Origin of the sequence: Cryobacterium sp. Hz7, from assembly GCF_004402815.1 — a bacterium.
Taxonomy (GTDB): Bacteria; Actinomycetota; Actinomycetes; order Actinomycetales; family Microbacteriaceae; genus Cryobacterium; species Cryobacterium sandaracinum.
In genome coordinates, this window is record NZ_SOFB01000053.1 from 234,871 (window position 1) to 248,333 (window position 13,463).

Below are 13,463 nucleotides of genomic sequence, written 5' to 3' on the forward strand. Positions count from 1 at the left end.
GTGATCACTGGGCGGCGGCGGCCCGGAGCATCTCCACCGGAACGGATCCGGCGAAGACACGGCCGTCATCGGCGAGAAACACGTTGACCAGGGCTGTTGAGAATAGTCGCCCACCATCGACCGCGGTCGCCAGTTCCGACATAAGCGGGTTGGCGCTGAGTTCGGACGGAACGGATGCCGCGGGCACTTCGACGATGGCGTCCCAGCCGCTTCCCGTCACGAGGGGAAGCTTCTCAGCCGGAATCTCAGGCTTGGCCTGGTCGGCGGGCATCTCGGTCATCTCGGGCATGTCCGGAAGGGCGACCTCTTCGACGGTGGTGCCGGCTGGCGGGCTGAAGTCGAACAAATCGGCGGACGGGGTGCTGAAGTCGACGGCGGTGAAGCCGACCTGAAGAGCGGGGTCTTCCTGGCCGTCGGCGCGCACGGTGACTTGCAGCGGCACCCCCGTCTCAGAGTCGACCGAGATCGACACCGATTCGACCAGGGTCCGTGTGGTCTTGGGGGTGAGCACCAGCTCATAGGCCGTGCGACCGGCCACGGTGCCGTCGGTGCCGACCGAGACGGTGGTGCTCGGGTCGATCTCACTCAAAAAGCGCTCGGCAACCTGCGAGGGCGTCGACAGGCCGGCCGGGGCAGAGTCAACTATTTCGGCGAACTTCGCCTCGGCGATGGCCCGGGCGTCGGCGGGGATGGTCAGGTGGCTGGCGGTGTTGGTCTCGGAGTCGTAGGTCCATACATCCGTACCGTTACTCACCACGTTGCGTTCGGCCATGCGGTCCTGGATCTGCACGCGGGCTTTCGCGGGACCGTCGGAGTCACTGCCGTCCACATAAATGCGGGCCGTGTGCGAGCCGCTGAAGAGTTCCATCACGGAGGCGAGCGCTCCGGTGGCCGCCGCCCCCGGTTCGGTCGTACCTTCCGGTGCGGATTCGGCCATCGAGTCGCTCATGGACTCGGACATGCCGGCGCTCAGGTCGATGTCGGGTAGTCCCAGCTCGGCTGTTTTCTCGACGGTGCCGGAGAACGCATTGATGGTGCTGTCACTGACCATGAGTAGCACTTGCTCGGGCGTTTTGTCGGGCAGATCGACGGCTGCACCGGCCTGCAGAGGTACAGCAATCACACCGGCGGCGATGACAACCGGAACGACGATGGCGGGAAGCCACTTGGTTGAATTGCGTGACATGATCAACGACCTGTTCCGAAACGATTCATATCCTGATGCTACGCCGGGGCTCTGACAGTCGGCTCGGAATCCCGCTGGGAGGTTGCTCACAAATAGAGACGCCGAGCCGTGAGCGGGTGAGCCCGCTAACGTCTAACCGAAGAGTTCGCCGAGCCAGTTCTCCTTTTTCTTGGGACGGTACCCGTCACGATTGTCGTAGCCACGGTCTCGGTCGTCATAACTCCGGTCGCGCTCGCCGTACTGCGCGCGGTTGCGGGTGTCCGGATACGGCTGAACCGGTGCCCCGGCGACCGGTGGGACCGGCGCTGCCTGGGCGGCTTCCTTTTCCACGCGGTCGAGGATCTTGTCGAGTTCGCCGCGGTCCAGCCACACGCCGCGGCATTCGGGGCAGTAGTCGATTTCCACACCACTGCGTTCGCTCATCACGAGGGTGGTTGAGTCATTTGGGCACTTCATAAGATTCCTCCAGGACGTCGTGGACTTTCGATCCTAGACGCCCGACCGGACTGATCCTGAGAGTCGTCGGATGACAGAAATCGTCCCTATGGATGTTCACGGGCGCTCGCGGTGGTGTGAGGGGAGTGCGCACCAATCGCTTTCGGCGGTAACGGTTTCACGGATGGACAACTCCGTCCTGAACGAATTCGACGGAGACTTTGCCAAAATTTGCCGAGAATCCGACGAAATGCAGTTTCACACGAGAATCTCCGTCGAATTGGTTCGAGACCGAACTCGGCGCTCCGCGGATGATGAACAGCCTCTCTACCGCCGTCGCGCTCGTGTTCAGTCGGACTGGCCGACGCGAAGACCGGATATTACGCCCGGCAGAGCCCCGTCTGGCTGGTCACCATCCTCAAGGCCGCGCCCGGACGATCCATCAACGACGAAGTCGTCTTCGACCACCTTGACGTGTTCGGATGGAGCGATGGCCAACGGCGAGAGATCGACGACCACCACACCCTTCAGCTGGTCGACGTCGCCACTGCGACCGGGGCGTGGAACACGATGAGGGATATCGACGCGCCTGCGGCACCAGAAGATCTCAGCAACGCCCTCGACTGCAACCCGATCGCACGTCACTCCCTCGACGCCTTCTCCCCCTCGGCCTGACAGTCGACGTGCCATCCGCGACGAACCAAAAGCAGCGAATAGACGGACCACCATTGCAATGCGGTCGACTCAATCGAACCATTTCCCGAAGGACTTCGGGCGTTGCTCTCCGAACCCGGCCTGTCCGTCGACGATGACCGCGTCCGTGTGATCTGCCAGTGCGCAGCGGCACGGGCTCAGGGCAGACAACTATTCGCTGTTTCGAACTTTCCTAGTCTTCTGCGGCCCGTGATGTCGCCCAATCCAATGAGTGCCGAACCTGGGTGGCGGTGAGTCGTGTGGTGCCACCGCAGTTGGTGCACTCGTTGGCGTACGACCTGGCAAGGGGAAACAATGGCACTAAGAACAGCGTAGACTTCGTCGACTTTTTCACCACCCGCTGCTGGGCCAAAATCCCACAATATCCGCACACAAACGAGACAACATTTATTACGGCACGATGCGCACGCGTGCCGAAGAGAAGGAACACGATCTACTTCCCCGATTGCGCGGCGGGATCGGACACGGATTCGGACTTCTTGTGTCGAGGCCGGTCGTACTCATCGGCGTCTAAACGATTCGGAATGGTCACTTTTTCGGGTTCCCTGCGCTCATACGGGACTGCGCCGGCAGATGATTGATGACGTTTGACATTGTGGTCTTTCCAGGTGCTTATGGAACGGCACGACTCTCTTCACCGCGGCCGCGGCAGTGCCGTCAATAATATGTTGGCCCGTCCCATCCGAGGGACATGCCGCAGACACCTCATTGGGTAATCTGCTGGCCGAGGGACCCGTGACCCGGCTGTTCCTGTCCGCTCCAGCGTGCTGGGACTGGGACTGGGTCATCTCAATCATGGCCGCGGTACCGCGGGTGGTCACGCGTCGGTGAGCGCTCTCGGGCCCCTCTCGGCACCGCCCTCGGCCCGGAAAGCGAGCCGGCGCAAAGTCTCCACGTTTCGCATACTAATGGCCGGGTCGCGCAGGAAGGAGGGCACGAACCGGCCGGGGCCGGCGGTGGCGTCCTCGGTGATGCGCACGACGCATCCGCCACCTCGTGCCTTCACATCGAGGGCCACGTGGGACTTCCCGATCGGCCAGCCACGGGCCGTGAACAACGCGTGCCCAGGTGATTCCCACTCCAGAGCGGAGGTGGAGTCGTCGATCAGAGCCGGCCAGACGCCCACCGAGTGATGGATGGAGCTTCCGGCTGTCGGCCAGGCCGCATCGACAGCCCGCATGCGGGAGGCTGCGACGATCCAGCTCGGGTACAGCCAGACGTCAGCGAGGACGGCGAAAACGTTCTCGGGCGGACAGCTCATGGTGCGGTAGGTCACGGCCACTGTGTCACCTATTTCTGGTTAGTCGGAGAAAGATCGGGGGCTGTGCGCACCCCGAGGTCGTGTCGAAGAGCGCTCAGAGCCGCGTACCAGCCGGCCAGGCCGTGCACGCCGGGGCCCGGCGGTGTGGATGACGAGCACAGGTACACGCCGCTCAGGGGGGTGCGCCAAGGGTCAGTGGACAGTACCGGGCGGCGCACGAGTTGGGTCAGACTCACCTCGCCGGCCGAGATGTCACCGCCGACGTAGTTGGGATTGAGCTGTTCCATCTCCGTCGCGGTGCGACCGGCGCTGGCCAGGATCGTGTCACGGAAACCCGGGGCATAGCGCTCGATCTGGCGCACGATCGCTTCGGTCTGGTCGATGGTTGAGCCGCGCGGAACATGGGTGTACGCCCAAAGAGTGTGCTGACCGGCCGGCGCGCGACTGGGGTCGGTGCGGCTGGGCTGGGACACGAGAACATACGGCTCCTCGGCGTGTCCGCCACGCGCAACGGTGTTCTCGGCTCGCCGGATCTGAGCCCGAGTGCCGCCCACGTGCACGGTGCCAGCCGCCCGCACCCCGGCAGCCTGCCAGGGCACCGGACCCGAAAGCGCGAAGTCGACCTTGGCGACGCCGTTTCCGTACCGGAAGGCGCGCAACCGTCGCGCGTAGGCGCCGGGAAGCTCGCCCTCGGCGAGTCGCAGGAGCGCACGCGGCGTCAGGTCAAGCATCACCACGCGGGCCGGCGGCAGTTCGCTCAGCCGCCGCACCTCGGTCGACGTGACGATCTCACCGCCATGAGCGAGCAGATCGTCGACCAGCGCGGTCACGATCGCGCCGCTGCCGCCGACCGGTATCGGCCAGCCGCCCGCGTGCGCATACGTGGCGAGGGTGAGGCCCGCACCGGCTGTGACGATGCTCGGCATCGACCTGATCGTATGGGCGCTGACGCCGGAGAGCAGGGCAGGCGCGGCTTCGCCCGAGAAGCGCAGGCCCCAGAGCGGGCTGCCCTGTTCGAGGGAGCGTAAGCCGAAGCGCAGCGCGGTGACCGGATGCTTCGGCAGTCGCAGGAGCTGCGCACCGGTGAACTGAGCGACCTGCTCGGCATGCGCCACGAGGGGCGCAAACAACCGATTCCAGGCCGCGCCGTCCCTGCCCAGTTCGGCGACGGTGCGCGTCAAGCTGCGGTAGGCGAGGCCGGCGGTACCGCCCGGCAGCGGGTGGCCGTAGGAAACCTCGGGAATTGCCAGTTCGATCCGATCCGCGAGCCCGAATCGTTGAAAGAACTCCGAAGCCAGCGCGAGTGGGTGCACGGCGGAGCAGACATCGTGGTGGAAGCCCGGCAAGGTCAGTTCTGCGGTCGCGGCGCCGCCACCGACGCCGGCGGACTTCTCGTAGACGCGCACAGAGAATCCGGCCCGGGCGAGGATGACCGCGGCGGCGAGGCCGTTGGGCCCGGAGCCGACCACGATCGCATCAACTTCCGGCACTCCTCGGCGCGCAGTCACCATGTCACTCTCCACTCGTCATGGGAAGAGTCTTCCCTAGTGCCCTGACGTCGTTCACAGACACCGTGCCGACGACAGCGATTGAGTGTCCCCGGTGCGAACAGTGTGACTGGAAATACGCAAATCTCAGGTTTTCATAAAAACTCACGGTAGTGCTGAGGTGCCTGGACTCGAACCCAAACAACTGACAGTAGTCTCGGCCGTGCGGCCCACCCGCTACAGGGGCAAAATGCCGCGGATTTCCGCGGTTTTGATGTGGCAAGTGCACGCGCTGGCACGGACGAATACGGGCCAACTCTGTTCACGCCAAGGGGTCTTCGGTGCGTTTCTGGTCACATCCTCGCGCGTGCCGTACACAGAGTGAAAGGCCTCTCATAGACCGAAGGCGGCACTGGATGCGCCGCCACATCCGTCATCGATGTGCGATTTTGTCGGCGGCTCGACGCTGGCCGGTGAGCCGAGGTACGAGACGCACGAGGATCACCATGACGACCAGCTCCACGAGGGTCTGGGTCACCACGGCCAGTGCGGCCACGGACAGAGACTCCGCGAGCGCAAGCGCCAGAGGGAGCACCACCAGGGAATTGCGGGTGGACCCGCTGAAGACGAGCGCGCGGGTCGCCGGCACGTCCGGGCGTGCGAGTCGACTCGCTGACAACCCGACGACGACCATGATGACCGGGAACGCGATGTACAGCGGCACCACCAGCAGAAGCGAGGCTATCCGCGTGCTTACCGCCGCGATCTGGGATCTGCTCAGCTTCGATTGCCCGGCCGAACCGATGCCGACGGCCAACCCATTGAACCGTGACCGCAGCCAGCAGGGGAATCACGATCAGGAAAAGGAACGCCTCGAGGAACGGCTCGATCTCGATCATCGAGACGGTGTTCGGGCCGGCGAACAGCAGCAGGTAGATGGGAAGTAGAACAATCTGCAGAAGCATCAGCAGAGGTGTGGCCGCCAGGAGTCGTTCACGTGCCCCGCCGGCCAGACCGGTGAACCCGATCACATAGTCGACACACGGAGTCAGCAGCACGAGCGGGGCACCGAGGAGCAGTGCCCGGGCGCCGGCAACGAATCGTGACGGGCCGAACGCGACCACCGGAACGACGATGAAGTCGACGGCAATCGCGGTGCCCAGAAAACGGATGTCCACAATCCGCCGGCGCTCCATCCACCGCACGGGTCCCGCCATCGTGTATACGCACAACGCCCTTACCCTCGCGTCGGATGGGCCGATGTCCGGCTCCCGTCGGTGAGCGAAGAAGGATCCACCTTGAGCGCTATCATCGTTTAATGACGATCAAATCTTCGGTTCTGTCCGGTGGGTGCGAGCAACGCAATCCTGCGGCGGCGCTGTTCCACTCCCTCAGTGACCCAGCCCGGTTGAGCATTGTGAAGCGAATGGCCGGCGGCGAGGTACGGGTCAGTGACCTTACCGACGAGCTGGGCCTCGCCCAGTCCACGGTTTCGGCGCACGTTGCGTGCCTGCGTGAGTGCGGCCTGGTGGAAGGCCGTATGCAGGGCCGCAGCGTGTACTACTCGCTGTCTCGTCCGGAGCTGATTGACATGCTCGCCCAGGCCGAGGTTCTACTCGCCGCAACCGGCAACGCGGTCAGCCTGTGCCCGATCTACGGCACCGGCAGTACCGGCGTCCCCCTGACAAAGAAGCGCACACCATGAGTGCTACCTGCGGTTGCAGCGACGAGAAAAACGGGACCAAGGCATCCGAAGAGGAGGAGACCGCCAGTTTCTGGCAGGTGAGCGAGATCCGGGCGGCGGCAGCCTCCGGTGCACTTCTCCTTGCCGCGTGGATCGTCTCGCTGACCGGCGGCCCCCAGGGGCTGCTGCTACCGCTGGAAATCATGGCGCTTCTGATTGCCGCCTGGACATTTGTTCCGTCCACCCTCCGACGACTGCTCAAAGGCAAAATCGGGGTCGGTACACTGATGACGATCGCCGCCGCCGGCGCGGTCGCGCTCGGGCAGTTCGAGGAAGCAGCGATGCTGGCATTCCTCTACGCGATCTCGGAAGGGCTTGAGGAATACTCCCTGGCGAAAACCCGCCGCGGTCTGCGCGCACTGCTGGACCTGGTCCCGGTTGAGGCGATCGTCCTGCGCGACGGCGCCGAGGTCACCGTCGCCCTGTCAGCACTCGCCCCCGGCGACCGCATGGTCGTCCGGCCCGGGGAACGTCTAGCCACCGACGGGAGGATCATCATCGGCCGCACGTCCTTGGACACCTCTGCGCTCACCGGAGAGTCCGTCCCCGTCGAGGCGGGACCGGGAACCGAGGTCTATGCCGGGTCCATCAACGGCACAGGCCCGCTCGAAGTTGAGGTCACCAGCACCGCTGAGAACAACTCGGTGGCCAGGGTCGTTCAGATCGTGGAAGCCGAGCAGTCCCGCAAGGGGCCCGGTCAGCGGCTGGCCGACTCGATCGCCAGCAAGCTGGTTCCGGGCATCCTGATCGTTGCAGTCCTGATCATCATCTTCGGCTTCATCGTCGGCGAACCACTGCTGTGGTTCGAACGTGCGCTCGTCGTTCTGGTCGCCGCCTCGCCCTGCGCCTTGGCCATCTCTGTCCCGGTCACCGTGGTCGCCTCCGTCGGCGCCGCCAGCCGCATGGGCGTTCTCATCAAGGGCGGGGGTGCCCTGGAAACCCTCGGCCGGATCCGCACCATCGCATTGGACAAGACCGGAACCCTCACCCGCAACAAACCCGCCGTGATCGATGTCGCCACCACCGGATCCGCTTCCAAAGACGATGTCCTCTTCCTCGCGGCCGGTCTGGAATCCCGGAGCGAACACCCCCTCGCCCACGCCATTCTCGCCGCGGCTCCGGACCGGGCGTTTGTCACCGACGTGGATACCGTCCCCGGCGCCGGCCTGGAGGGCCGGGTGGACGGGCGACGTGTACGCCTCGGCCGGCCGGGGTGGATCGATGCCGGCCCCCTGGCCGCCGACGTCCAGCGGATGCAACAGGCCGGCGCCACCGCTGTCCTCATCGAGGACAATGGGCAGGTCATCGGCGCCATCGCAGTCCGTGACGAGCTGCGTCCCGAAACCCGGCAGGTCATAGACCGGCTGAGCGCATCCGGATACACCACGGTCATGCTCACCGGCGACAACCTGGTCACCGCCACCGCCTTGGGGAAGGCTGCGGGCATCACCAAAGTCCACGCCGACCTCCGCCCCGAGGACAAAGCGGAAATCATCCGCACCCTCAAAGCCCGCCAGCCCACAGCCATGGTCGGCGACGGCGTCAACGACGCGCCGGCCCTCGCAACCGCCGACACCGGCATCGCCATGGGCGCCATGGGCTCCGACGTCGCCATCGAAACAGCCGACATCGCCCTGATGGGCGAAGATCTGAACCACCTACCCCAGGTGCTCGACCACGCGCGGAGAACCCGGAGCATCATGCTCCAGAACGTGGGCCTGTCCCTGCTGCTGATCGCCGTGCTCATTCCCCTGGCACTATTCGGCACGCTCGGCCTGGCCGCCGTGGTCTTGATCCACGAACTGGCCGAAATCGTCGTGATCGCCAACGGCGTCCGGGCGGGCCGGCTGAGCCGCACAACCGCGCTGGGAGCCGCGCAGTCCGCCCCAGCACTGGAAGCGGCAGCGTGAACGCCGAAGCCACGCTCTCGCGCGGGGTGGCCCCCGACCTGGGGTTGATCAGCATCCGGCTTCTCTACAACCCCCGCGCGTCCGCCGGGACGGCACGAGGATTCAGCGGAGACGCCAGAAACTTCATCGACCGGCTCGACAGGTGGACACTCGTAGCCTGGCCGTATCAGCCACCGCAACGTGCTCGCCCGTGTGTAACACACTGCGCATGAATGCATGAGGATGGTTGCACACTCGGCCCAGAAAGTGAGTACGTCGAGTTGGCCGTGGAGGTCTTCGCGATGCTCGCCGACGCCACGCGCATCCGGGTCATACTCGCGTTGCGGGACTCGAACTGTCGGTGAACCAACTGGCGAAAATCGTCAACAAGTCCCAGGCCACCGTATCGCAGCATTTGGCGAAGCTGCGCCTCGCCCGCATCGTGACTACCCGGCGCGAAGGAACCCGGGTGTTCTATCGCCTCGCAAACGAGCACGCCCGCCAGCTTGTCCCCGACGCCATCTTTCAGGCCGAACACGCCCTCGATGGCGTTCCGGCCCACCACCGGCACCCGCACGACACCGCCAGCACAGACCTTGAGGTGGACGCGCATGCGTGACGTGTTGCGGAACACCGCCTACCGAAAACTGTTCAGCGCCCAGGTTGTGGCGCTGATTGGCACCGGCCTGCTCACCGTCGCACTGGGGTGCTCGCCTTCGATCTGGCCGGCGGGGATGCCGGCATCGTCCTGGGCAGCGCCTTGACGATCAAGATGCTCGCCTATGTGGGCGTCGCCCCGGTCGTGTCCGCGCTCACCAGCCACGTCCCCCGCAAGGTGCTGCTGGTGTCCTCAGATGTTCTCCGGGCCGGGGTCGCGATCTCGCTCCCGTTCGTCACCGAGGCCTGGCAGATCTACATTCTCATTTTTGTGCTGCAGGCCGCTTCCGCGACCTTCACGCCCGCGTTCCAGGCGCTGATCCCGGATGTTCTTCCTAAGGAAAGCGAATACACGCGGGCGTTGTCGCTGTCCCGTCTGGCCTACGACCTGGAATCCCTGCTCAGTCCCATCCTGGCGGCCGCGCTCCTGACCGTGATCAGCTACCATTCCCTGTTCGTGGGAACAGCGCTCGGCTTCGTCGGCTCGGCCACACTCGTGCTCTCCACCACCCTCCCGGCGATGAGATCCACCGCAGCCGCACCGTTCGTCGACCGGCTCACTCGAGGCGTGCGCGTGTTCTGGCGCACCCCGCCGCTCCGTGCACTGCTCGCGATGAACATCGTCGTCGCCGCGTCTACCGCGATGGTGATCGTCAACACCGTCATCCTCGAGCAGAACAGCCTCGAACGAACCCAGGTCGATTTCGCGATCACCCTCGCCTGCTACGGACTCGGCTCCATGCTCGTCGCCCTCAACCTGCCGCGGGTACTGGATCGCTATCCGGATCGACGCGTGATGCTGACCAGATGCGCCATCCTCCCGAGCGGGCCCGTCGCCGTCGCGCTGCTGGTCCTGGCTAAGGACTCCGCGCCGGCCTGGCCCGGCGTGCTCACGGTCTGGTTCGTTCTCGGCGCCGCGACCGCACTGATCCTCACGCCGTCGGCCCGGCTCCTCCGCCGCTACTCCGACGACACCAACCGGCCAGCGGTCTTCGCCATCCAGTTTTCGCTCTCCCACGCCTGCTTCATCATCACCTACCCGCTGGCCGGGATCCTCGGGGCAACGCTCGGACTTGCCCCGACTGCCCTCGTCCTGGCCGCTATCGCCGTACTCGCCGGACTCGCCGGACTCGCCGGGCTCGCGGCGGTCCGGTCGTGGACATCGGCGTCAACACAGCTTCAGAAGGCCAATAGGTGAAGGACTACGGCTTCGTGTGAGTCAACATGCCTGAGACTTCGATCTGCCCTCGTGTCCCGACTGTGACGCCGACCTTGTCGAGGTGCAGGTCCGCGGTGGCGGGTCTACGTACGGTGGCCACGAGGAGCTTGCTGGTCCGGATTGTCTCCTTGCCGGTGGCGCTTGTCACCTCGGCGATCACGTCGCGGGTGCCCTCGGATTCTTCCTGCGACACCAGCCGGGAGCGCACCCGGACGGTCATCTCGCAGCCGAGCGGGGAGAACAGTTGTGCTTGTTCGAGGGCCACGTAGCCCCCCCCCCCCCCNCCCCCCCCCGGACCAGCGATGACTCGGGCGCTTCGTCTAGCTCCATGCGTTCGCCGAGGTCAGCTAGCCCACCTCGGACAACCCCGCAATGGGTGGTGCCCACGGGGCGGAGCCGGTGGCCACAAGGTACTGGTCCGAACGCATGGTTTCCTTGCTGCCGTCGTCCGAGGTGATCTCCAGTAGCGGCTCCTCCGTAGTTCCCGTGAACGTTGCGTCGCCGTGACGGAAGGCCCAATCGTATTCGGCGATCAAGTCCCCCTAATTGCTGGCCCGCATCGTGTTGACCAGAGCGCGCTTACCCTCGATTAGCTTCTTCATATCCACCGGCTCCGCAGAGGCTGCGATGCCGGGGATTCGCCTCGCATCCAAGGCAACATGGCGAGCTTCGGCGGCCGCCAACAAGGCCTTAGACGGCATACATCCCGTATTGACGCAGGTGCCTCCGATAGTTGCACGCTCGACCACTACCACTTGCTTGTCAAACCTGGTCGCCAGGATCGCGGCCGCGAATGCTGCACCACCGGAACCGATGATCGCCAAGTCAAAGTCGGTCGGCGTGTTTTTACACATGAATCCTCCAAGTGCTTTCAATCGGCAATCGCGCTGCCGCCGCGCAGTGCGGTGTGCACGGACCTCAAGTCTCGACCTTCCTCACGGCTGGAAGGTCAAGCCGGACCACGAGTCCGGTCATGGCAGGAGCACAGGGTGCGCATAGGAGGAACGGCTGATGTGGCCGGGATGACGGCGAAAACGCTGCGCTATGTCGAGGATCGAGGCTTGCTTCCTCCGCCGGACAGGATGCGATCCTGACGAGATCTGCAGCTACCTGAAGACCTCGCGTCGAACACATTGAACCGTGCCATGGGCTGCGGGACCAGCGGCATCGGAGAGCATGTGCTCTGACCGCCGGTCGCCGCGACCGCATCAGCAGCCGATGCGCAGGCGCGTTTTTGCTCAGGCCTGTATAGAAAGCAGTATTATCGTAAATAATACAATTCGACAAATCATGGTCTCGCTGAGGGTCCGTCCGAAGAGACAACGGCATGAGTGACGGGAATGCAATGAACGGAAGACGTGCAGTGGCCATGGGCGCGATCCCCCTGGTCATCGTGGCGGCCGCGACGGCAATTCTGATGACCACAACCGATGACCCGGAGGCCCGGGTAGCCATGCATGAGGTCTCGTGACTGGAACGGTCTGGGTCGCCAACGAAGATGGCGCCAGCCTGACAGCCATCGACGCGGCCTCGAACAAGGTCGCAACCCCCCTGACCGGTCTTAAGAGCCCACACAATGTGCTGGCGACAGCCGATGGGGAGTCCGTGTGGGCCGTCAGTGGATCCACGTCTATGGCGATCAAGCTCGACGCATCTACGTTGGCTGTGACGGGAATGGTCGCCACCGGCGCCATGCCTGCTCACGTTGTCGTCACTCCGGATCTCACGACGAGTTACACAACCAATAACGCTGACGACACCGTGACGGCAGTCAATGCCTCGACGATGCAGTCGGTGGCCACCATCCCCGTCGGGACAGGCCCACACGGGCTCCGGCCAAGCCCCGATGGAAAATGGATTTACGTCGCCAACATCGGCGGAACGATTCTGGGCGTCGTCGATACCGCAACTAACTCACAGGTCGCAGAGATTGAGGTCGGCGCGGCGCCCGCCCAGGTGGCATTCTCGCCGGACGGACGCTTCGTGTACGCCTCGCTCAGTGGGGAAAATGCCGTTGCCAAGGTAGACGTGGCCACCCGCAAGCTGATCGGAAAGACCGCGGTCGGCTCAAGACCGATCCAGACGTTCGTGAGCCCGGACAACAAGTACCTATTGTTATCAACCAGGGCACCGACGACGAACCATGCACAACAGTCTCGATCCTGAGTGTCGATACATTCAAGGTTGTGAAGAGCGTGAAGACGGGCGACGGCGCCCACGGCGTCGTCATTGACCCCTCCAGCCGACACGCGTACGTCACCAACATGGCCGCAGACACGGTCGCCGTCCTCGATCTGAAGTCGCTCACCGTTGTGGCACGTATCCCGGTCGGATCCACACCAAATGGAATCAGCTTCTCAACGCAAACCGTCGAACCGTCCCCGGAAACAAAGTTGGAGCTTCCGGTGGTTTCTGGCGACTCGTCGACGATGAAGCACCAGGTACTTAGGCGCTGGCGGCGCAGTGCGCATGGGGGAGGTTAGGAGCGGACCAATCGTGCGATTGCGATTGAAGCTTCCTTGATCTTGGCGTCGCCTTCTTCACCGCCGGCAGCGACAGCGGCAACAACACAGTGGCTCATGTGGTCCTCGAGTAAGCCCAAGGCCACGGACTGCAGAGCGCTGGTCATAGCTGATATCTGCGTCAGAATGTCGATGCAGTACAGCTCATCTGCAACCATTCCCTGCAATCCCCTGGCCTGTCCTTCGATTCGTCGGAGGCGCTTCACATACGCGTCTTTGCTTGATATGTAGCCGTGCGGGCCAGCGTGGGTTGCCATCGCGCTCTTGTCGCTGAAATCACTCATTGGTGTGTGTATCCGATCTGGTCTGCCCCGCGCGATCCTGGTGGCCTGCCGGCAAGTGGTGGCAC

At 64.3% G+C, this 13,463-nt stretch carries 16 protein-coding genes and 2 pseudogenes; 8 read left to right on the forward strand and 10 right to left on the reverse strand.

Features of this window, described 5'->3' with window-relative positions; all coding sequences use genetic code 11:
- Positions 1-4: 4 nt before the first annotated feature.
- Both E3N86_RS13780 and E3N86_RS13785 read right to left on the reverse strand, forming a co-directional pair.
- Positions 5-1,186 (reverse strand): DUF2092 domain-containing protein, encoded by a 1,182-nt coding sequence (locus tag E3N86_RS13780; protein ID WP_134512156.1) that lies wholly within the window; start codon positions 1,184-1,186, stop codon positions 5-7.
- 132 nt (positions 1,187-1,318) lie between these two features.
- A complete protein-coding gene (locus tag E3N86_RS13785) occupies positions 1,319-1,642 on the reverse strand; it encodes a zf-TFIIB domain-containing protein (RefSeq protein WP_104102983.1) in 324 nt (107 codons plus the stop codon).
- Positions 1,643-2,095: 453 nt separating this feature from the next.
- On the opposite strand from E3N86_RS13785, the gene E3N86_RS13790 reads away from it, so the two are divergent.
- A complete protein-coding gene (locus E3N86_RS13790) occupies positions 2,096-2,296 on the forward strand; it encodes a hypothetical protein (protein ID WP_134512157.1) in 201 nt (66 codons plus the stop codon).
- 856 nt (positions 2,297-3,152) lie between these two features.
- Here the strand turns inward: E3N86_RS13790 and E3N86_RS13800 are convergent.
- The 3 genes from E3N86_RS13800 to E3N86_RS17475 form a co-directional block, all read right to left on the reverse strand.
- Positions 3,153-3,617 (reverse strand): SRPBCC family protein, encoded by a 465-nt coding sequence (locus tag E3N86_RS13800; protein ID WP_174843022.1) that lies wholly within the window; start codon positions 3,615-3,617, stop codon positions 3,153-3,155.
- An 8-nt stretch (positions 3,618-3,625) separates the two neighbouring features.
- Positions 3,626-5,107 carry an NAD(P)/FAD-dependent oxidoreductase gene (locus tag E3N86_RS13805; protein ID WP_134512159.1) on the reverse strand — a complete coding sequence of 494 codons (1,482 nt, stop codon included), beginning with the start codon at positions 5,105-5,107 and terminating at the stop codon, positions 3,626-3,628.
- Positions 5,108-5,516: 409 nt separating this feature from the next.
- Positions 5,517-5,807, reverse strand: a complete 291-nt coding sequence (locus E3N86_RS17475) for a hypothetical protein (RefSeq protein ID WP_241986146.1) — start codon at positions 5,805-5,807, stop codon at positions 5,517-5,519.
- Between the two features lie 25 nt (positions 5,808-5,832).
- On the opposite strand from E3N86_RS17475, the gene E3N86_RS17480 reads away from it, so the two are divergent.
- On the forward strand, positions 5,833-6,030 hold the full coding sequence (locus E3N86_RS17480; RefSeq protein WP_241986155.1) for a hypothetical protein: 198 nt from the start codon (positions 5,833-5,835) through the stop codon (positions 6,028-6,030).
- Here the strand turns inward: E3N86_RS17480 and E3N86_RS17485 are convergent.
- A pseudogene (locus E3N86_RS17485) lies at positions 5,947-6,300 on the reverse strand (arsenic resistance protein); the annotation flags it as partial. The gene E3N86_RS17480 and the pseudogene E3N86_RS17485 sit on opposite strands and share 84 nt — an antisense overlap.
- Before the next feature lie 101 nt (positions 6,301-6,401).
- Here E3N86_RS17485 and E3N86_RS13815 point away from each other — a divergent pair.
- From E3N86_RS13815 to E3N86_RS13830, 4 genes and pseudogenes are all read left to right on the forward strand, one after another.
- Positions 6,402-6,788 carry a helix-turn-helix transcriptional regulator gene (locus E3N86_RS13815; RefSeq protein ID WP_134512160.1) on the forward strand — a complete coding sequence of 129 codons (387 nt, stop codon included), beginning with the start codon at positions 6,402-6,404 and terminating at the stop codon, positions 6,786-6,788.
- Complete coding sequence (locus tag E3N86_RS13820) at positions 6,785-8,737, forward strand: cation-translocating P-type ATPase (RefSeq protein ID WP_134512161.1); 1,953 nt, start codon at positions 6,785-6,787, stop codon at positions 8,735-8,737. The genes E3N86_RS13815 and E3N86_RS13820 overlap by 4 nt, the downstream gene beginning before the upstream one ends.
- 212 nt (positions 8,738-8,949) lie before the next feature.
- A pseudogene (locus E3N86_RS13825) lies at positions 8,950-9,335 on the forward strand (ArsR/SmtB family transcription factor).
- An 87-nt stretch (positions 9,336-9,422) separates the two neighbouring features.
- Complete coding sequence (locus E3N86_RS13830; protein WP_241986130.1) at positions 9,423-10,571, forward strand: MFS transporter; 1,149 nt, start codon at positions 9,423-9,425, stop codon at positions 10,569-10,571.
- 4 nt (positions 10,572-10,575) lie between these two features.
- Here the strand turns inward: E3N86_RS13830 and E3N86_RS17490 are convergent, their stop codons facing one another.
- From E3N86_RS17490 to E3N86_RS17500, 3 genes are all read right to left on the reverse strand, one after another.
- Positions 10,576-10,857: a hypothetical protein gene (locus tag E3N86_RS17490; RefSeq protein ID WP_233191525.1), complete on the reverse strand. Its 282-nt coding sequence runs from the start codon at positions 10,855-10,857 to the stop codon at positions 10,576-10,578.
- A gap of 82 nt (positions 10,858-10,939) precedes the next feature.
- Positions 10,940-11,128, reverse strand: a complete 189-nt coding sequence (locus E3N86_RS17495; protein WP_241986111.1) for a hypothetical protein — start codon at positions 11,126-11,128, stop codon at positions 10,940-10,942.
- A gap of 6 nt (positions 11,129-11,134) precedes the next feature.
- A complete protein-coding gene (locus E3N86_RS17500; protein ID WP_241986132.1) occupies positions 11,135-11,446 on the reverse strand; it encodes an FAD-dependent oxidoreductase in 312 nt (103 codons plus the stop codon).
- Positions 11,447-12,059: 613 nt separating this feature from the next.
- On the opposite strand from E3N86_RS17500, the gene E3N86_RS13845 reads away from it, so the two are divergent.
- Positions 12,060-12,758 carry a YncE family protein gene (locus E3N86_RS13845; RefSeq protein ID WP_241986134.1) on the forward strand — a complete coding sequence of 233 codons (699 nt, stop codon included), beginning with the start codon at positions 12,060-12,062 and terminating at the stop codon, positions 12,756-12,758.
- A gap of 20 nt (positions 12,759-12,778) precedes the next feature.
- Positions 12,779-13,075, forward strand: a complete 297-nt coding sequence (locus E3N86_RS17510; protein ID WP_241986136.1) for a YncE family protein — start codon at positions 12,779-12,781, stop codon at positions 13,073-13,075.
- On the opposite strand, the gene E3N86_RS13850 is transcribed toward E3N86_RS17510, so the two are convergent.
- Complete coding sequence (locus E3N86_RS13850) at positions 13,072-13,398, reverse strand: metal-sensitive transcriptional regulator (protein WP_304990909.1); 327 nt, start codon at positions 13,396-13,398, stop codon at positions 13,072-13,074. The two genes, E3N86_RS17510 and E3N86_RS13850, sit on opposite strands and share 4 nt — an antisense overlap.
- Positions 13,399-13,463 lie beyond the last annotated feature (65 nt).